General features: G+C 71.0%; 17 protein-coding genes. 16 read left to right on the forward strand and 1 reads right to left on the reverse strand.

Translation table 11 applies throughout. The features are described 5' to 3' along the window. Positions 1-6: 6 nt before the first annotated feature. Together efp and nusB are read left to right on the forward strand one after the other, a co-directional pair. Positions 7-573, forward strand: a complete 567-nt coding sequence (gene efp / locus LMU33_RS08865; protein WP_228618903.1) for an elongation factor P — start codon at positions 7-9, stop codon at positions 571-573. Between the two features lie 2 nt (positions 574-575). Further along, complete coding sequence (gene nusB, locus LMU33_RS08870) at positions 576-1,010, forward strand: transcription antitermination factor NusB (protein ID WP_228618905.1); 435 nt, start codon at positions 576-578, stop codon at positions 1,008-1,010. A 155-nt stretch (positions 1,011-1,165) separates the two neighbouring features. On the opposite strand, the gene bldD is transcribed toward nusB, so the two are convergent. Beyond that, positions 1,166-1,669, reverse strand: coding sequence for a transcriptional regulator BldD (gene bldD, locus LMU33_RS08875; RefSeq protein ID WP_014671524.1), 504 nt, complete (start codon positions 1,667-1,669; stop codon positions 1,166-1,168). Between the two features lie 253 nt (positions 1,670-1,922). On the opposite strand from bldD, the gene pyrR reads away from it, so the two are divergent. The 14 genes from pyrR to LMU33_RS08945 all read left to right on the forward strand — a co-directional run bounded on the left by pyrR (position 1,923) and on the right by LMU33_RS08945 (position 18,683). Next, a complete protein-coding gene (pyrR, locus tag LMU33_RS08880; protein ID WP_228618906.1) occupies positions 1,923-2,504 on the forward strand; it encodes a bifunctional pyr operon transcriptional regulator/uracil phosphoribosyltransferase PyrR in 582 nt (193 codons plus the stop codon). A 90-nt stretch (positions 2,505-2,594) separates the two neighbouring features. Then, positions 2,595-3,572, forward strand: coding sequence for an aspartate carbamoyltransferase catalytic subunit (locus LMU33_RS08885; protein WP_228618908.1), 978 nt, complete (start codon positions 2,595-2,597; stop codon positions 3,570-3,572). A 5-nt stretch (positions 3,573-3,577) separates the two neighbouring features. Beyond that, on the forward strand, positions 3,578-4,864 hold the full coding sequence (locus LMU33_RS08890) for a dihydroorotase (protein WP_228618910.1): 1,287 nt from the start codon (positions 3,578-3,580) through the stop codon (positions 4,862-4,864). Then, positions 4,861-5,421 carry a PH-like domain-containing protein gene (locus tag LMU33_RS08895; protein ID WP_228618912.1) on the forward strand — a complete coding sequence of 187 codons (561 nt, stop codon included), beginning with the start codon at positions 4,861-4,863 and terminating at the stop codon, positions 5,419-5,421. Before LMU33_RS08890 ends, LMU33_RS08895 begins: the two co-directional genes overlap by 4 nt. Further along, the gene (carA, locus tag LMU33_RS08900; protein WP_228618913.1) at positions 5,418-6,560 is read left to right on the forward strand and encodes a glutamine-hydrolyzing carbamoyl-phosphate synthase small subunit; all 1,143 of its coding nucleotides are present in this window, start codon (positions 5,418-5,420) and stop codon (positions 6,558-6,560) included. Before LMU33_RS08895 ends, carA begins: the two co-directional genes overlap by 4 nt. After that, a complete protein-coding gene (carB, locus tag LMU33_RS08905) occupies positions 6,553-9,861 on the forward strand; it encodes a carbamoyl-phosphate synthase large subunit (protein WP_228618915.1) in 3,309 nt (1,102 codons plus the stop codon). Before carA ends, carB begins: the two co-directional genes overlap by 8 nt. Positions 9,862-9,918: 57 nt before the next feature. After that, positions 9,919-11,025 carry a quinone-dependent dihydroorotate dehydrogenase gene (locus LMU33_RS08910; protein ID WP_228618917.1) on the forward strand — a complete coding sequence of 369 codons (1,107 nt, stop codon included), beginning with the start codon at positions 9,919-9,921 and terminating at the stop codon, positions 11,023-11,025. Next, positions 11,022-11,867, forward strand: a complete 846-nt coding sequence (pyrF, locus tag LMU33_RS08915; protein WP_228618918.1) for an orotidine-5'-phosphate decarboxylase — start codon at positions 11,022-11,024, stop codon at positions 11,865-11,867. The genes LMU33_RS08910 and pyrF overlap by 4 nt, the downstream gene beginning before the upstream one ends. 267 nt (positions 11,868-12,134) lie before the next feature. Further along, positions 12,135-12,458: an integration host factor gene (locus LMU33_RS08920; RefSeq protein WP_003977346.1), complete on the forward strand. Its 324-nt coding sequence runs from the start codon at positions 12,135-12,137 to the stop codon at positions 12,456-12,458. Positions 12,459-12,517: 59 nt separating this feature from the next. Beyond that, positions 12,518-13,075, forward strand: a complete 558-nt coding sequence (gene gmk, locus LMU33_RS08925; protein ID WP_153544698.1) for a guanylate kinase — start codon at positions 12,518-12,520, stop codon at positions 13,073-13,075. Positions 13,076-13,127: 52 nt separating this feature from the next. After that, positions 13,128-13,400, forward strand: coding sequence for a DNA-directed RNA polymerase subunit omega (rpoZ, locus tag LMU33_RS08930; RefSeq protein ID WP_005319902.1), 273 nt, complete (start codon positions 13,128-13,130; stop codon positions 13,398-13,400). An 89-nt stretch (positions 13,401-13,489) separates the two neighbouring features. Further along, entirely contained in the window at positions 13,490-14,692 is a 1,203-nt protein-coding gene (coaBC, locus tag LMU33_RS08935) for a bifunctional phosphopantothenoylcysteine decarboxylase/phosphopantothenate--cysteine ligase CoaBC (RefSeq protein ID WP_228619091.1), read from the forward strand. A gap of 240 nt (positions 14,693-14,932) precedes the next feature. After that, positions 14,933-16,141 carry a methionine adenosyltransferase gene (gene metK, locus LMU33_RS08940; protein ID WP_228618920.1) on the forward strand — a complete coding sequence of 403 codons (1,209 nt, stop codon included), beginning with the start codon at positions 14,933-14,935 and terminating at the stop codon, positions 16,139-16,141. Positions 16,142-16,520: 379 nt separating this feature from the next. Then, positions 16,521-18,683 carry a primosomal protein N' gene (locus LMU33_RS08945; RefSeq protein ID WP_228618922.1) on the forward strand — a complete coding sequence of 721 codons (2,163 nt, stop codon included), beginning with the start codon at positions 16,521-16,523 and terminating at the stop codon, positions 18,681-18,683. Positions 18,684-18,760: the final 77 nt, after the last annotated feature.

The raw sequence follows: 18,760 nt of genomic DNA on the forward strand, positions 1-18,760 counted from the left end.
GCAACCGTGGCTTCCACGAACGACCTCAAGAACGGCATGGTGCTCAAGCTCGAAGGCGGCCAGCTCTGGTCCGTCGTCGAGTTCCAGCACGTCAAGCCCGGCAAGGGCCCGGCCTTCGTGCGCACCAAGCTGAAGAACGTGCTGTCCGGCAAGGTGGTCGACAAGACCTTCAACGCCGGCGTCAAGGTCGAGACCGCCACTGTCGACAAGCGCGACATGCAGTTCTCGTACATGGACGGCGACTACTTCGTCTTCATGGACATGGAGACCTACGACCAGCTGCACATCGACCGGAAGGCCGTCGGCGACGCCGCGAACTTCCTGATCGAGGGCTTCACCGCGACCGTCGCCCAGCACGAGGGCGAGGTGCTCTTCGTCGAGCTGCCGGCCGCCGTCGAGCTGACGATCCAGGAGACCGAGCCCGGCGTCCAGGGCGACCGCTCCACCGGCGGCACCAAGCCCGCCATCCTGGAGACCGGCCACCAGATCCAGGTCCCGCTCTTCATCACCACCGGTGAGAAGATCAAGGTCGACACCCGCACCAGCGACTACCTCGGCCGGGTGAACAGCTAACCGTGGCTGCCCGCAACACGGCCCGCAAGCGCGCCTTCCAGATCCTCTTCGAGGGCGACCAGCGCGGCGCCGACGTCCTGACGGTCCTCGCGGACTGGATCCGGCTGTCCCGGTCCGACACCCGGCAGCCGCCGGTCAGCGAGTACACCATGCAGCTGGTCGAGGGCTACGCCGAGCGTGCGAGGCGGATCGACGAGCTGATCGCCCAGTACGCGGTCGGCTGGACGCTCGACCGGATGCCGGTCGTGGACCGCAACATCCTGCGGCTGGGCGCGTACGAGCTGATCTGGGTCGACGAGACCCCGGACGCCGTCGTCCTGGACGAGATGGTGCAGCTGGCGAAGGAGTTCTCCACGGACGAGTCGCCCTCGTTCGTGAACGGCCTGCTGGGCCGCTTGAAGGAGCTCAAGCCGTCCCTGCGCCGGGACCAGGCGTAGCCGCCCGGCACGCCAACGCCTGAGGGCCCGCAGCACGCTCGTGCTGCGGGCCCTCAGGCGTTCTTCCGATGACCGTGAAAACGCCGCCGGGGTGGCCGGAAACGCAGGGTTCCGGCCACCCCGGCGGCACGTTTCTGCTGAGGTGTTTGAAGGGGTTACGCCTCTTCGTGCGTGGCCACGGCGCGGCGCGCGTCCGCGTCCAGCACACCCCAGCTGATCAGCTGCTCGGTGAGGACCGAGGGGGACTGGTCGTAGATGACGGCCAGTGTGCGCAGGTCATCCTGGCGGATGGAGAGCACCTTGCCGTTGTAGTCACCGCGCTGGGACTGGATCGTGGCCGCGTAGCGCTGCAGGGGGCCCGCCTTCTCGGCCGGCACGGTGGCCAGCCGCTCCAGGTCCAGGACCAGCTTCGGCGGCGGCTCGGCGGCGCCGCCCGGCGTGGTGCCCGGCAGCAGCTCCTGCACCGGAACGCCATAGAAATCGGCCAGCTCGGCAAGCCGCTGCACGGTCACCGCACGGTCGCCACGCTCGTAGGACCCGACCACCACGGCCTTCCAGCGCCCCTGGGACTTCTCCTCGACACCGTGGAGGGAAAGGCCCTGCTGGGTGCGGATGGCCCGGAGCTTGGCCCCGAGCTGTTTGGCGTATTCGCTGGACATATAGCTCCCCGGACACTGTGTCGACGCGGCCGGACTGGGTTCCCGCCGCGCGGCTGGTAACTCACTGTGAGGTTACGCAGCGTGACTCTCCTGCGTCAAGCCGAATGGTCCACCCCGACTCTTCCGTGGTAGTGGCGACGCATTGGGCCAGGGGGGTGATCAGGGGCCTCCGCGCGACCTGCTAGGGTGGATGGCGCAAATCAGACGTCCTTTAAGGTCCGTCCCGTGAGGCGGAGAAGGAGGTCCTTTCCGTATGGACAAGCAGGACTCGCACGCCACCCCGCAGGCGTCCGATGCGCGGCCCGTTCTCGAGGGCCCCGACATCGCGCGCGTGCTGACCCGTATCGCCCACGAGATCGTCGAGCGCGCCAAGGGCGCCGACGACGTGGTGCTCCTCGGCATTCCGACCCGGGGCGTCTTCCTCGCCCAGCGGCTCGCCGTGAAGCTGGAGCAGATCACCGACCGCAAGATCCCGGTCGGCTCGCTCGACATCACCATGTACCGCGACGACCTGCGCATGCACCCGCCGCGTGCGCTGGCCCGCACCGACATCCCCGGTGACGGCATCGACGGCAAGCTGGTCGTCCTCGTCGACGACGTGCTCTTCTCCGGCCGCACCATCCGCGCCGCCCTCGACGCCCTGAACGACATCGGACGCCCCCGCGCGGTCCAGCTCGCGGTCCTGGTCGACCGCGGCCACCGTGAACTGCCCATCCGCGCCGACTACGTCGGCAAGAACCTCCCCACGTCGCTGCGGGAGACGGTCAAGGTCCAGCTCGCCGAGGAGGACGGTCGCGACACCGTGCTGCTCGGTGTGAAGCAGACCGGCCACTAGCAGATCCGGCGTACGGCCGCTTCGGCGTGCCCGCCCACGCACCGGATTGCCTGAATTCTCCCGATTGAACTGCCTTACGGAGCCTGACAGATGCAGCGTCATCTCATCTCGGCCGCCGACCTCACCCGCGACGACGCCGTCCTGATCCTCGACACCGCCGAGGAGATGGCCCGGGTCGCCGACCGGCCGATCAAGAAGCTGCCGACCCTGCGCGGCCGCACGATCGTCAACCTCTTCTTCGAGGACTCAACGCGCACGCGGATCTCCTTCGAGGCCGCCGAGAAGCGCCTGTCCGCCGACGTCATCAACTTCTCCGCCAAGGGATCGAGCGTCTCCAAGGGCGAGTCGCTGAAGGACACCGCCCAGACGCTGGAGGCCATGGGCGTCGACGCCGTCGTCATCCGGCACGGCGCCTCCGGAGCCCCGTACCGCCTGGCGAACTCCGGCTGGATCGACGCGGCGGTCATCAACGCCGGCGACGGCACCCACCAGCACCCCACCCAGGCCCTGCTGGACGCCTTCACCATGCGCCGCCGCCTGATCGGCCGGGACGCCGGCCTCGGCCAGGACCTGTCCGGCAGGCGGATCACCGTCGTCGGCGACGTCCTGCACAGCCGCGTCGCCCGCTCCAACGTGGACCTGCTGCACACCCTCGGCGCCGAGGTCACCCTGGTCGCCCCGCCCACCCTGGTGCCGGTCGGCGTCGAGACCTGGCCGTGCGAGGTGTCGTACGACCTCGACAGCACGCTGCCCAAGTGTGACGCCGTGATGATGCTCCGGGTCCAGCGCGAGCGGATGAACGCCGCCTTCTTCCCGACCGAGCGCGAGTACTCCCGCCGCTACGGCCTCGACGGCGACCGCATGGCCAGGCTCCCCGAGCACGCCATCGTGATGCACCCCGGCCCGATGGTGCGCGGCATGGAGATCACCGCCGAGGTCGCCGACTCCGACCGCTGCACCGCCGTCGAGCAGGTCGCCAACGGCGTCTCCATCCGGATGGCCGTCCTGTACCTGCTGCTCGGTGGCAACGAGCCCGCCGTCACCCACTCTCGTACCGAGGAGAAGTAAGACCCATGAGCAAGATCCTGATCCGTGGTGCGAAGGTGCTCGGCGGCGAGCCGCAGGACGTGCTGATCGACGGCGAGGTGATCGAGGCGGTCGGCACGGGGCTGTCCGCCGAGGGCGCCGAGGTCGTGGAGGCCGCCGGCAAGGTGCTGCTGCCGGGCCTGGTCGACCTGCACACCCACCTGCGCGAGCCGGGCCGCGAGGACTCCGAGACCGTGCTGACCGGCACGCGCGCGGCGGCGACCGGCGGCTTCACGGCCGTCTTCGCCATGGCCAACACCTTCCCGGTCGCCGACACCGCCGGTGTGGTCGAGCAGGTCTGGCGGCTCGGCAGGGAGCACGGCTACTGCGACGTGCAGCCCATCGGTGCCGTCACCGTCGGCCTGGAGGGCAAGAAGCTCGCCGAGCTGGGCGCCATGCACGAGTCGGCCGCAGGGGTCACCGTCTTCTCCGACGACGGCAAGTGCGTGGACGACGCGGTGATCATGCGCCGCGCGCTGGAGTACGTGAAGGCCTTCGGCGGTGTCGTCGCCCAGCACGCGCAGGAGCCGCGCCTGACCGAGGGCGCCCAGATGAACGAGGGCGTCGTCTCCGCCGAACTGGGCCTGGGCGGCTGGCCGGCCGTCGCCGAGGAGTCGATCATCGCGCGGGACGTGCTGCTCGCCGAGCACGTCGGCTCCCGCGTCCACATCTGCCACCTGTCGACCGCGGGCTCCGTGGAGATCGTCCGCTGGGCCAAGTCGCGCGGCATCGACGTCACCGCCGAGGTCACCCCGCACCACCTGCTCCTCACCGACGAGTTGGTGCGCACCTACAACCCGGTCTACAAGGTCAACCCGCCGCTGCGCACCGAGCGCGATGTGCACGCCCTGCGCGAGGCCCTGGCGGACGGCACGATCGACATCGTCGCCACCGACCACGCCCCGCACCCGCACGAGGACAAGGACTGCGAGTGGGCCGCGGCCGCCATGGGCATGGTGGGTCTGGAGACCGCGTTGTCAGTGGTCCAGGAGACCATGGTCGACACGGGCCTGCTGGACTGGGCCGGCGTCGCCGACCGGATGTCCGTCAAGCCCGCGCAGATCGGACAGGCCACCGGGCACGGCCGTCCCGTCTCGGCTGGTGAGCCCGCCAACCTCACCCTCGTCGACACGGAATACCGTGGCCAGGTGGACCCCGCGGGCTTCGCCTCGCGCAGCCGCAACACCCCCTACCAGGGGCGTGAGCTGCCGGGCCGTGTGACGCACACGTGGCTGCGGGGCAAGGCCACGCTCGTCGACGGGAAGCTTTCGTGACACCTGTAATCCTGCTGGCAGAGGCCAAGAGGTCGGCCGAGGTCACCGACTGGCCGGCCCGCATCGGCTGGCTCGTCGGACTCGCCCTGTTCATCGCGCTCGTCTACTGGCTGATGCGCGAGGGCTGGAAGTGGCGCGGCACCCTCCAGAGCGACCTGCCCGCGCCGCCCAGCGCGCCGGAGGAGACCGGCCCGGTGAAACTTGAGCTGAGCGGCCGCTACCACGGCTCCACCACTGCAGGACAGTGGCTGGATCGGATCGTGGCCCACGGCCTGGGCACCCGCAGCCGGGCCGAGCTCACCCTGACCGGCCAAGGGCTGGAGGTCGAGCGTCCCGGAGCGAGCGACTTCTTCGTCCCGACCGCCGCGCTGCGCGGCGCCCGGCTGGACAAGGGCATCGCCGGCAAGGTCCTCACCGAGGGCGGACTGCTGGTGGTGACCTGGGAGCTCGGCGACAAGCTGATCGACTCCGGCTTCCGCTCGGACCACGCGGCCGAGCACACCGAGTGGGTCGACACCCTGAACCACATGATCAACGACACGGAAGGCGCACGATGACGACCTCCACAAGGGGAGCCGCCAGGGTTCCCGCCGTACTCGTCCTGGAGGACGGCCGCATCTTCCGCGGCCGTGCCTACGGGGCGGTGGGGGAGACCTTCGGCGAGGCCGTGTTCTCCACCGGTATGACCGGTTACCAGGAGACCCTCACCGACCCGTCGTACGACCGGCAGATCGTCGTCGCGACCGCCCCGCAGATCGGCAACACCGGCTGGAACGACGAGGACGACGAGTCCAGCCGCATCTGGGTCTCGGGCTACGTCGTGCGCGACCCCGCGCGCGTGCCGTCCAACTGGCGGGCCAAGCGCTCCCTGGACGACGAGCTGGAGCGGCAGGGCGTGGTCGGCATCTCCGGCATCGACACCCGCGCCCTCACCCGCCACCTGCGCGAGCGCGGCTCGATGCGCGCCGGCATCTTCTCCGGCGAGGCGATCACGGCCGAGACCGAACTCCTCGCGCGCGTGCTGGCCCAGCCGCACATGAAGGGCGCGAGCCTCTACGAGGAGGTCGCGACCAAGGAGGCGTACGTCGTCCCGGCGATCGGCGAGAAGAAGTTCACCGTCGCCGCGATCGACCTCGGCATCAAGGGCATGACCCCGCAGCGGATGGCCGAGCGCGGCATCGAGGTGCACGTGCTGCCCGCCACCGCCACCGCCGACGAGGTCTACGCCGTCGGCCCCGACGGTGTGTTCTTCTCCAACGGTCCCGGCGACCCGGCGACCGCCGACGGCCCGGTGGCCCTGATGACCGCCGTCCTGGAGCGGAGGACGCCGCTGTTCGGCATCTGCTTCGGCAACCAGATCCTCGGCCGCGCCCTCGGCTTCGGCACCTACAAGCTGAAGTACGGCCACCGGGGCATCAACCAGCCGGTCCAGGACCGTACGACCGGCAAGGTCGAGGTCACCGCGCACAACCACGGCTTCGCCGTGGACGCGCCGCTGGACAAGGTCAGCGAGACCAGGTTCGGCCGCGCCGAGGTCTCGCACGTCTGCCTGAACGACGACGTCGTGGAGGGGCTGCAGCTGCTCGACCAGCCGGCCTTCTCCGTCCAGTACCACCCCGAAGCGGCAGCGGGCCCGCACGACGCCGCCTACCTCTTCGACCGCTTCGTCTCCCTGATGGAGGGCCAGCGTGCCTAAGCGCACCGATATCCAGTCCGTCCTGGTCATCGGCTCCGGCCCGATCGTCATCGGCCAGGCCGCCGAGTTCGACTACTCCGGCACCCAGGCGTGCCGCGTGCTCAAGGCCGAAGGCCTGCGCGTCGTCCTCGTCAACTCCAACCCGGCGACGATCATGACCGACCCGGAGATCGCCGACGCCACCTACGTCGAGCCGATCACCCCGGACTTCGTCGAGAAGATCATCGCCAAGGAGCGCCCCGACGCCCTGCTGCCCACCCTCGGCGGCCAGACGGCCCTGAACACCGCCATCTCGCTGCACGAGAACGGCGTCCTGGCCAAGTACGGCGTGGAGCTGATCGGCGCCAAGCCCGAGGCGATCCACAAGGGCGAGGACCGCGACCTGTTCAAGGACGTCGTGGAGGAGGTCCGCCGCAGGACCGGCCACGGCGAGTCCGCCCGCTCGGTCATCTGCCACTCCATGGACGACGTCCTCAAGGGCGTCGAGACCCTCGGCGGCTACCCGGTCGTCGTGCGCCCGTCCTTCACCATGGGCGGCGCCGGCTCCGGCTTCGCGCACGACGAGGAGGAGCTGCGCCGCATCGCCGGGCAGGGCCTCACGCTCTCCCCGACCACCGAGGTGCTCCTGGAGGAGTCCATCCTCGGCTGGAAGGAGTACGAGCTGGAGCTGATGCGCGACAAGCACGACAACGTCGTGGTCGTCTGCTCCATCGAGAACTTCGACCCCATGGGCGTGCACACCGGTGACTCGATCACCGTCGCGCCCGCGATGACGCTGACCGACCGCGAGTACCAGATCCTGCGCGACATCGGCATCGCCGTCATCCGCGAGGTCGGCGTCGACACCGGCGGCTGCAACATCCAGTTCGCGGTGAACCCCGAGGACGGTCGCGTGATCGTCATCGAGATGAACCCGCGCGTGTCGCGTTCCTCCGCCCTCGCCTCCAAGGCGACCGGCTTCCCGATCGCCAAGATCGCCGCCAAGCTGGCCGTCGGCTACACGCTCGACGAGATCCCGAACGACATCACGCAGGAGACCCCGGCCTCCTTCGAGCCCACGCTCGACTACGTGGTCGTCAAGGCCCCGCGGTTCGCCTTCGAGAAGTTCCCGCAGGCCGACTCCACGCTGACCACCACCATGAAGTCGGTCGGCGAGGCCATGGCCATCGGGCGCAACTTCCCCGAGGCGTTCCAGAAGGCGCTGCGCTCGCTGGAGAAGAAGGGCAGCCAGTTCGCCTTCACCGGCGTCCCCGGGGACAAGTCGCTGCTCCTGGAGGAGTCCCGCCGTCCCACCGACGGCCGGATCAACACGGTCATGCAGGCCATCCGCGCGGGCGCCACCCCCCAGGAGATCTTCGAGTACACGAAGATCGACCCGTGGTTCGTGGACCAGCTGTTCTTGATCAAGGAGATCGCGGACGAGCTGGCCGAGGCGCCCGAACTGACCCCCGACCTGATCGCCGAGGCCAAGCGGCACGGCTTCTCCGACCAGCAGATCGGCGAGATCCGCGGCCTGCGCGAGGACGTCGTCCGCGAGGTCCGGCACGCGCTCGGCATCCGCCCGGTCTACAAGACGGTCGACACCTGCGCCGCCGAGTTCGCCGCGAAGACGCCGTACTTCTACTCCTCCTACGACGAGGAGACCGAGGTCGCCCGGCGCGAGAAGCCGGCCGTCATCATCCTGGGCTCGGGCCCGAACCGCATCGGCCAGGGCATCGAGTTCGACTACTCCTGCGTCCACGCCTCCTTCGCGCTGTCCGACGCCGGGTACGAGACCGTGATGGTCAACTGCAACCCGGAGACCGTCTCCACCGACTACGACACCTCCGACCGGCTGTACTTCGAGCCGCTGACGCTGGAGGACGTGCTGGAGATCGTCCACGCCGAGCAGCAGGCCGGGCCGGTCGCGGGCGTGATCGTGCAGCTGGGCGGCCAGACCCCGCTCGGCCTGTCGCAGGCCCTGAAGGACAACGGCGTGCCGGTCGTGGGCACCTCGCCCGAGGCCATCCACGCGGCCGAGGACCGCGGTGCCTTCGGGCGCGTCCTCGCCGAGGCGGGCCTGCCGGCCCCGAAGCACGGCACGGCCACCACCTTCGAGGAGGCCAAGGCCATCGCCGACGAGATCGGCTACCCGGTCCTGGTCCGGCCGTCGTACGTCCTCGGCGGGCGCGGCATGGAGATCGTCTACGACGAGACCCGCCTTGCCGCCTACATCGCCGAGTCGACCGAGATCAGCCCCTCCCGGCCGGTCCTGGTCGACCGCTTCCTGGACGACGCCATCGAGATCGACGTCGACGCGCTCTACGACGGCGAGGAGCTGTACCTCGGCGGCGTGATGGAGCACATCGAGGAGGCCGGCATCCACTCCGGCGACTCGGCGTGCGCGCTGCCCCCGATCACCCTCGGCGGCTTCGACATCAAGCGGCTGCGCGCCTCCACCGAGGCCATCGCCAAGGGCGTCGGCGTGCGCGGCCTGATCAACATCCAGTTCGCGATGGCCGGGGACATCCTCTACGTCCTGGAGGCCAACCCGCGCGCCTCCCGCACGGTCCCCTTCACCTCGAAGGCGACCGCGGTGCCGCTGGCCAAGGCCGCCGCCCGGATCTCGCTGGGCGCGACCATCGCCGAGCTGCGCGCCGAGGGCCTGCTGCCGAGGACGGGCGACGGCGGCGAGCTGCCGCTGGACGCACCGATCTCGGTCAAGGAGGCCGTCATGCCGTGGTCGCGCTTCCGCGACATCCACGGCCGCGGCGTGGACACCGTCCTCGGCCCGGAGATGCGCTCCACCGGCGAGGTCATGGGCATCGACTCCGTCTTCGGCACGGCGTACGCCAAGTCGCAGGCGGGCGCCTACGGCCCGCTGCCCACCAAGGGCCGCGCGTTCTTCTCGGTCGCCAACCGCGACAAGCGCTCGATGATCTTCCCGGCGCGCGAGCTGGTCGCCCACGGCTTCGAGCTGTTCGCCACCTCCGGCACCGCCGAGGTCCTCAAGCGCAATGGCATCAACGCCACGGTCGTCCGCAAGCAGTCGGAGGGCACGGGCCCGAACGGCGAGAAGACGATCGTCCAGCTGATCCACGACGGCGAGGTGGACCTCATCGTCAACACCCCGTACGGCACCGGCGGCCGCCTCGACGGCTACGACATCCGTACGGCGGCCGTGGCCCGCTCGGTCCCGTGCCTGACGACCGTCCAGGCGCTCGCCGCGGCCGTCCAGGGCATCGACGCCCTCAACCACGGTGACGTGGGCGTCCGCTCGCTCCAGGAACACGCGGAACACCTGACCGCGGCCCGCGACTAGCAGCCCTGAGGGGGACACCGGAAACGGTGTCCCCCTCTGTATGAGGACTCACCTGAGATGTACAAGCTTTTCTTCCGTCTGGTTTTCAAACGGATGGACGCCGAGAAGGCCCACCACCTGGCCTTCCGCTGGATCCGCCTCGCCGTCCGCATCCCGGTGCTGCGCACCTTCGTCGCGGCCGCCCTCGCGCCCCGCTACAAGGAGCTGCGCACTGAGGCCTTCGGGCTGCGCATGCACGGTCCCTTCGGGCTCGCCGCCGGCTTCGACAAGAACGCCGTCGCGATCGACGGCATGTCGATGCTGGGCTTCGACCACGTCGAGATCGGCACGGTCACCGGCGAGCCGCAGCCCGGCAACCCCAAGAAGCGGCTGTTCCGCCTCGTCGCGGACCGCGCGCTGATCAACCGCATGGGCTTCAACAACGACGGCTCGCTGGCCGTCGCGGCCCGCCTGGCGACCCGTGAGCCGGTCTTCAGGACCGTCGTGGGCGTCAACATCGGCAAGACCAAGGTCGTCCCGGAGGCGGAGGCCGTCGGCGACTACGTGAAGTCGGCCGAGCGCCTCGCGCCGTACGCGGACTACCTGGTCGTCAACGTCTCCTCGCCGAACACGCCCGGCCTGCGCAACCTCCAGGCGGTGGACCACCTGCGCCCGCTGCTGACCGCCGTCCGCGAGGCGGCCGACCGCATGGTGGCCGACCGGCGCGTCCCGCTGCTGGTGAAGATCGCCCCGGACCTCGCCGACGAGGACGTCGACGCGGTCGCCGACCTGGCCGTGGAGCTGGGCCTGGACGGCATCATCGCGACCAACACCACGATCGCGCGCGAGGGACTCGGCCTGAGATCCGCACCCTCCGTGGTGAAGGAGACCGGCGGCCTGTCCGGCGCCCCGCTCAAGGCGCGCTCGCTGGAGGTGCTGCGCCGCCTGTACGCGCGCGTGGGCGACCGGATCACGCTCGTGGGCGTGGGCGGCATCGAGACCGCCGAGGACGCCTGGCAGCGCATCCTGGCCGGTGCCACGCTGGTGCAGGGCTACAGCGCCTTCATCTACGAGGGCCCCTTCTGGTCCCGCTCGATCCACAAGGGCCTCGCCGCGCGCCTGCGCACCAGCCCGTACGCCACCCTCGCCGACGCGGTCGGCGCCGACGTGAGGAAGCCCGCATGACCTCGTACGAGCCCTTCGGTGCCCGGCTGCGTCGCGCCATGGACGAGCGCGGCCCGCTGTGCGTCGGCATCGACCCGCACGCCTCCCTGCTCGCCGAGTGGGGCCTGAACGACGACGTGGCCGGTCTGGAGCGGTTCAGCCGCACGGTCGTCGAGGCGGTGGCCGACCGGGTCGCGGTGATGAAGCCGCAGAGCGCCTTCTTCGAGCGCTTCGGCTCCCGTGGTGTCGCCGTGCTGGAGAAGGTCGTCCAGGAGGCCCGCGCGGCCGGCACCCTCGTCGTGATGGACGCCAAGCGCGGCGACATCGGCTCCACCATGGCCGGGTACGCCGAGGCCTACCTGCACAAGGACGCCCCGCTGTTCTGCGACGCCCTGACCGTCTCGCCGTACCTCGGCTACGGCTCGCTCAGCCCGGCCGTCGCGCTGGCCCGGGAGAGCGGTGCCGGCCTGTTCGTGCTGGCGCTGACCTCCAACCCGGAGGGCCCCGAGGTCCAGCACGCGGTCCGCGCCGACGGCCGCAGCGTGGGCGCGACCATGCTGGCCCACCTGGCCGCCGAGAACGCGGGGGAGGAGCCGCTGGGCTCCTTCGGCGCCGTCGTCGGTGCCACGGTCGGCGACCTGTCGTCGTACGACCTCGCGATCAACGGCCCGCTCCTCGCGCCCGGGGTCGGCGCGCAGGGTGCGACGCCGGCCGACCTTCCGAAGGTGTTCGGACGGGCACTGCGCAACGTCGTGCCGAACGTCAGCCGGGGTGTGCTGCGGCACGGTCCCGAGGTGGGGGCCCTGCGGGCGTCCGCGGAGCGCTTCGCGCAGGAGATCCAGGACGCCGTGGCGGGTGCCTGAGACCTCCGAAGGGGCTTCGGAGAGCGGCGTCGCGGCGACTTGAGTGTGAATACATCCTCAAATCGGGGGCATTATGTCTGAAATGTCCGACCTGGCGGAGGCTGACCAGGACTTTTCCGCTGTTCTCGCTGACTCTGGCGGACTTGACCGCTAGTCTCCGAGCAGAGTGAACGGGCAAAGCGTGTTGCTCGTAGCTCCCCAGGTGTGGGGCGACTAGGTTCCTCACCGGTCCGTATCCGACAGTTCGACATCCGAGGTGACGTAGGCGTGGCTCTTCCGCCCCTTACCCCCGAACAGCGCGCAGCCGCGCTCGAAAAGGCCGCCGCGGCTCGCCGGGAGCGGGCCGAGGTCAAGAATCGACTCAAGCACTCCGGCGCCTCCCTGCACGAGGTCATCAAGCAGGGCCAGGAGAACGACGTCATCGGCAAGATGAAGGTCTCCGCACTGCTCGAGTCGCTGCCGGGCGTGGGCAAGGTCCGCGCCAAGCAGATCATGGAGCGTCTGGGCATCTCCGAGAGCCGCCGAGTGCGCGGTCTCGGTTCCAACCAGATCGCTTCCCTGGAGCGTGAGTTCGGCAGTACCGGCTCCTGAGTCCGGGCCCCGCCGGACCGGAGTCCCGGGCACTCCGGGATTGCTGGAATAATCGCTGCATGAGTGAACGTCCGCGGCTGACCGTGCTCTCCGGCCCCTCGGGGGTCGGCAAGAGCACGGTCGTCGCCCATATGCGCAAGGAACACCCCGAGGTCTGGCTCTCGGTGTCGGCCACCACCCGCAGGCCGCGCCCCGGCGAGAAGCACGGAGTCCACTACTTCTTCGTCACCGACGAGGAGATGGACAAGCTGATCGCCAACGGCGAGCTGCTGGAGTGGGCCGAGTTCGCCGGCAACCGCTACGGCACGCCCCGCGCGGCCGTGCTGGAGCGGCTGGAGAAGGGCGAGCCGGTCCTGCTGGAGATCGATCTCCAGGGTGCCAGGCAGGTGCGGGAGTCGATGTCCGACGCCCGTCTGGTGTTCCTGGCTCCCCCCTCCTGGGAGGAGCTGGTGCGCAGGCTGACCGGCCGGGGCACCGAGCCGCCCGAGGTCATCGAGCGCCGCCTGGAGGCGGCCAGGACCGAGCTGGCGGCCGAGCCGGAGTTCGACACGACCTTGGTCAACACCTCCGTCGAGGACGTGGCGCGCGAGCTGCTAGCCTTGATGGATGTTGTGTGATCACGAGTGTGTGATCACAAATGATCTTTTCCCACCCATCGGAAGGTAGAGCGTGTCCTCTTCCATCACCGCGCCCGAGGGCATCATCAACCCGCCGATCGACGAGCTTCTCGAGGCCACCGACTCGAAGTACAGCCTCGTGATCTACGCGGCCAAGCGTGCCCGCCAGATCAACGCGTACTACTCGCAGCTCGGCGAGGGCCTCCTCGAGTACGTCGGTCCGCTCGTCGACACCCACGTCCACGAGAAGCCGCTCTCGATCGCCCTGCGTGAGATCAACGCGGGTCTGCTGACGTCGGAGGCCATCGAGGGTCCCGCGCAGTAACCGTTCGTTTTCGCATGACAGGCCCGGCGGCGCGACTGCCGGGCCTGTGGTGTGTCATGGAGGCGTAGGTTCAACGAATGGGAGTCCCGGTGGACAAGCCGAGGGTCGTTCTGGGCGTCAGCGGCGGCATCGCCGCCTACAAGGCCTGTGAGCTGCTGAGAAGGTTCACGGAGTCGGGCCACGACGTCCGCGTGGTGCCCACCGCCTCCACGCTGCACTTCGTCGGCGCCGCCACCTGGTCCGCCCTGTCCGGCAACCCCGTCTCGACGGAGGTCTGGGACGACGTCCACGAGGTCCCGCACGTTCGCATCGGCCAGCACGCCGACCTCGTCGTGGTGGCTCCCGCGACGGCCGACATGCTCGCCAAGGCCGCCCACGGCCTCGCCGACGACCTGCTGACCAACACCCTCCTCACCGCCCGCTGCCCGGTCGTCTTCGCGCCCGCCATGCACACCGAGATGTGGGAGCACCCGGCCACCCAGGAGAACGTGGCCACGCTTCGCCGCCGCGGCGCCGTCGTCGTCGAGCCCGCGGTCGGCCGGCTCACCGGCGTCGACACCGGCAAGGGCCGGCTGCCCGACCCGGCGGAGATCTTCGAGGTCTGCCGCCGCGTGCTGGCCCGCGGCACCACCGAGCCCGACCTCGCGGGGCGGCACGTCGTCGTCTCCGCCGGCGGCACCCGCGAGCCCCTCGACCCGGTCCGCTTCCTCGGCAACCGCTCCTCCGGCAAGCAGGGCTACGCCCTCGCCCGCACCGCCGCCGCCCGCGGCGCCCGGGTCACGCTGATCGCGGCCAACACCGGCCTGCCCGACCCGGCGGGCGTGGACGTCGTGCCGGTCGGCACCGCCGTCCAGCTGCGCGAGGCCGTCCTGAAGGCGGCGGCGGACGCCGACGCCGTCGTCATGGCCGCCGCCGTCGCCGACTTCCGCCCCGCGGCCTACGCCACCGGCAAGATCAAGAAGAAGGACGGCCAGGACCCCGACCCGATCGTCCTGGTGCGCAATCCGGACGTCCTCGCGGAGATCTCGGCCGAGCGCGCCCGCCCCGGCCAGGTGATCGTCGGCTTCGCCGCCGAGACCGACGACGTCCTTGCCAACGGCCGCACCAAGCTCGCTCGCAAGGGCTGTGACCTGCTCGTGGTCAACGAGGTGGGGGAGCGCAAGACCTTCGGTTCCGAGGAGAACGAGGCCGTGGTGCTGGGTGCCGACGGCAGCGAGACCCCCGTGCCGTACGGCCCCAAGGAAGCCCTGGCCGACACCGTCTGGGACCTCGTCGCACAGCGCTTGAGCTGACGTCCAGGCGGGCTCGACGGCGGGTTCACGCCACACCGAAATCGGGTGTGGCGTCCCTGGCCAAGGCCGCCCGGCATTGTGCAGAATGCCCGTGCCGCAGGTCACAGCGCTCCCGAGAGGCGAGACACGTGCCCCATCGGAGGAGTGCGACCGATAAACTGTTCACGGTCGACGCCGGGCGCAGCCCCGCGCGTCGCCGCAAATGATCAGCCAGCAGCCGCTGCAACCACAGGGAGCGTTGTGTCCCGTCGCCTGTTCACCTCGGAGTCCGTGACCGAGGGTCACCCCGACAAGATCGCTGACCAGATCAGCGACACCATTCTCGACGCGCTTCTGCGCGAGGACCCGACCTCCCGGGTCGCCGTCGAGACGCTGATCACCACCGGCCTGGTGCACGTGGCCGGCGAGGTGACGACCAAGGCCTACGCGGACATCGCGACCCTGGTCCGCAACAAGATCCTCGAGATCGGCTACGACTCCTCCAAGAAGGGCTTCGACGGCGCCTCCTGCGGCGTGTCGGTTTCGATCGGCGCGCAGTCCCCGGACATCGCGCAGGGCGTGGACGCGGCGTACGAGACCCGGGTCGAGGGCGACGACGACGAGCTGGACAAGCAGGGCGCCGGTGACCAGGGCCTGATGTTCGGCTACGCGTCCGACGAGACGCCGACCCTCATGCCGCTGCCGATCTTCCTGGCGCACCGCCTGTCGAAGCGCCTGTCCGAGGTGCGCAAGAACGGCACCATCCCCTACCTGCGCCCGGACGGCAAGACGCAGGTCACCATCGAGTACGACGGCGACAAGGCCGTCCGCCTCGACACGGTGGTCGTCTCCTCGCAGCACGCCTCCGACATCGACCTGGAGTCGCTGCTGGCGCCCGACATCCGCGAGTTCGTCGTGGAGCCGGAGCTGAAGGCGCTGCTGGACGAGGGCATCAAGCTGGAGACCGACGGCTACCGCCTGCTGGTCAACCCGACCGGCCGCTTCGAGATCGGCGGCCCGATGGGCGACGCCGGCCTGACCGGCCGCAAGATCATCATCGACACCTACGGCGGCATGGCCCGCCACGGCGGCGGCGCGTTCTCCGGCAAGGACCCGTCCAAGGTGGACCGCTCGGCCGCGTACGCGATGCGCTGGGTCGCCAAGAACGTCGTGGCGGCGGGCCTGGCCTCCCGCTGCGAGGTCCAGGTCGCCTACGCGATCGGCAAGGCCGAGCCGGTCGGTCTGTTCGTGGAGACCTTCGGCACCAACAAGGTCGAGACCGAGAAGATCGAGAAGGCGATCGACCAGGTCTTCGACCTCCGCCCGGCCGCGATCATCCGGGACCTCGACCTGCTCCGCCCGATCTACGCCCAGACGGCGGCCTACGGCCACTTCGGCCGCGAGCTGCCCGACTTCACCTGGGAGCGCACGGACCGCGTGGACGCCCTGCGCGCCGCCGTGGGCCTGTAAGCCCCGACCGCTGTTCTCACCGAGGCCCGGTTCCCCTTCTTCGGGAGCCGGGCCTCGGCGCGCACGAAGCGTCGAAGGGAAGGGGTGGGGAGGGCGAAGGGGAGGGCCCTGAGGGAGACGACCACTTCCCCCTGGCCCGTGCCGGGCGGGCTCCCCGTCGAGTCCGACCACCGTGCCGTACCTCCCGGCACCCGAATTGACTGGCGGGCCCGGCCGGGCGGTATCTACTCTGTCGCCGTCGACACCGCCCGGTGCGAAGGTCGCGGATACTTCGTGGAGCGCGCCTTCCGGGGCGTGCGGTGAAGCCGAATCCGTACCGCTGCCGATCCGGATCTCGGGCGGACGTCGGTTGTCAGTGCCGTTTGGTAAGAATGCAAGCGTGAGCAGCGAGAACGGGACGCCCCGGGCAGAAGGGGACGGCGGGGCCGAAGGGGCGCCGCCGGAGCAGCTCGCGCTCATCCGGGAGAGCGTGCGCAAGGCGAAGGTGCCGCGGGCCAAGCCGCGGACCTGGCGGGGAGCCGCACTCGCCCCGCAGCTGCCCGTCGCCCGCGTGCTGGTCGACAAGGGCGTGCTGCATCTCGACCGGTACTTCGACTACGCCGTGCCCGCGGACCTGGACGAGCAGGCGCAGCCCGGAGTGCGCGTCCGGGTGCGGTTCGGGGCCGGGCGGGGCCGCGTGCGGGAAGGCCGCCGGGAGGGCGGCGGACTCATCGACGGGTTCCTCGTCGAGCGGCGGGACGAGTCCGACTACGCCGGGCCGCTGGCCGCCCTCGCCCAGGTCGTGTCGCCGGAACCGGTGCTGAGCGAGGAGCTGCTGAGCCTCGCGCGGGCCGTGGCCGACCGGTACGCCGGAAGCCTCGCCGACGTGCTCCAGCTGGCCGTGCCGCCGCGCAGCGCCCGGGCGGAGCAGCGACCCTCCCCCGAGCCCCTGCCCCCGCCTACAGCGCCGGAGACGGCCTCCTGGGGCCGGTACGAGCACGGGGGCGCATTCCTCCAGGCCCTGGCCTCCGGCGGGTCCCCCAGAGCCGTCTGGAACGCGCTCCCGGGCCCGCTGTGGAGCGAGGAACTGGCCCGTGCCGTCGCCGCCACGCTCGCCTCCGGCCGCGGCGCCCTCGTCGTCGTACCGGACGGGCGGGCCGCCGCGCGGGTCGACGCCGCGCTCACCGCGCTGCTCGGCACGGGCCGGCACGCGCTGCTCACGGCCGAGGCGGGGCCCGAGAAGCGGTACGCGCAGTGGCTCGCGGTGCGCCGGGGGTCCGTGCGGGCCGTGGTGGGGACCCGGGCCGCCATGTTCGCGCCCGTCCGGGACCTGGGGCTCGTCGCCGTCTGGGACGACGGCGACGACAGCCACAGCGAGCAGCACGCCCCGCAGCCGCACGCGCGGGATGTGCTGTTGTTGCGGGCCGCCCTGGACAAGTGCGCGTTCCTGCTGGGGAGTTGGAGCTGCACCGTGGAGGCCGCCCAGCTCGTGGAGAACGGCTGGGCCCGGCCGCTGGTCGCCGGGCGGGAGCAGGTGCGCCGAGCCGTCCCCCTGGTCCGGACGGTCGGGGACGGCGACCTCGCCCGCGACGAGGCCGCCCGCGCCGCCCGGCTGCCGACGCTCGCCTGGCAGGCGGCCCGCGACGGGCTGCGGCACGGGCCGGTGCTCGTGCAGGTGCCGCGGCGCGGCTACGCGCCCAGCATGGCCTGTGCGCAGTGCCGGGCGCCCGCCCGGTGCCGGCACTGCTCCGGGCCGCTCCAGGGACAGGACGCCGCGGTCCTGCGGTGCGGCTGGTGCGGGCGCGAGGAGAGCGCCTGGCACTGCCCGGAGTGCGGCGGTTTCCGGCTGCGCGCCCAGGTCGTGGGTGCCCGGCGGACGGCCGAGGAACTGGGGCGCGCCTTTCCCGCCGTCCCGGTGCGCACCTCGGGGCGGGAACACGTGCTGGACACGGTGCCGGGCACGCCCGCGCTCGTAGTGAGCACACCGGGAGCCGAACCGGTCGCCGAGGGCGGCTACGCGGCGGCCCTCCTGCTGGACGGCTGGGCCATGCTCGTACGCCCCGACCTGCGGGCCGGCGAGGACGCGCTGCGCCGGTGGATCGCGGCGAGCGCGCTGGTACGGCCGCAGAGCGAAGGGGGCGCGGTGGTCGTGGTGGCCGAGCCGACCCTGCGGCCGGTGCAGGCCCTGGTGCGCTGGGATCCCGTCGGGCACGCGGTGCGGGAACTGGGCGAGCGGGCCGAGCTGGGCTTCCCGCCGGTGTCGCGGATGGCGGCCGTGTCCGGGACGCCCACGGCCGTCGCCGAGTTCCTGGCCTCGGTCGAACTGCCGCCGGACGCGGAGGTGCTGGGGCCGGTGCCGATGCCGCCGGCGCCGCCCGGCCGGCCCCGCAGGCCCGGAGCGCCGCCGCCGGGTGAGCACTGGGACCGGGCGCTGGTCCGGGTGCCGCCGGGGAGCGGGGCCGCGCTGGCTGCCGCGCTGAAGACCGCCCAGGCTGCTCGTATGGCACGGGGGAGCGGGGAGGCGGCGGTGCGGGTGCGGATCGATCCGCCGGACATCGGGTGACGGCGGCGGTGTCCGGTGTTCCGGGTGGCGGTCCGCCCGTCTCCGGTCGGTCGAGAGGCCGGACGACGTGTGGCGGT

Source organism: Streptomyces barringtoniae, from assembly GCF_020819595.1.
Lineage (GTDB): Bacteria > Actinomycetota > Actinomycetes > Streptomycetales > Streptomycetaceae > Streptomyces > Streptomyces barringtoniae.